At 56.7% G+C, this 203-nt stretch carries 1 tRNA gene; it reads right to left on the minus strand.

The features are described 5' to 3' along the window. A tRNA-Asp gene (locus L2I46_RS29490) sits at positions 1-77 on the minus strand. Between the last annotated feature and the right edge of the window lie 126 nt (positions 78-203).

Here is a 203-nt window from a genome sequence, read left to right on the forward strand (position 1 = left end):
TGGCGGAACGGACGGGACTCGAACCCGCGACCCCCTGCGTGACAGGCAGGTATTCTAACCGACTGAACTACCGCTCCACCGAATTTTTTCGCTTTATTACCACCGGTTGTCACCCCGGCTTACTGCAATTTGATGCCTGGCAGTTCCCTACTCTCACATGGGGAGACCCCACACTACCATCGGCGCTACGGCGTTTCACTTCT

The organism is Klebsiella sp. 2019SCSN059 (assembly GCF_021739525.1).
In the GTDB taxonomy this organism is placed as follows: Bacteria; Pseudomonadota; Gammaproteobacteria; order Enterobacterales; family Enterobacteriaceae; genus Klebsiella; species Klebsiella quasipneumoniae.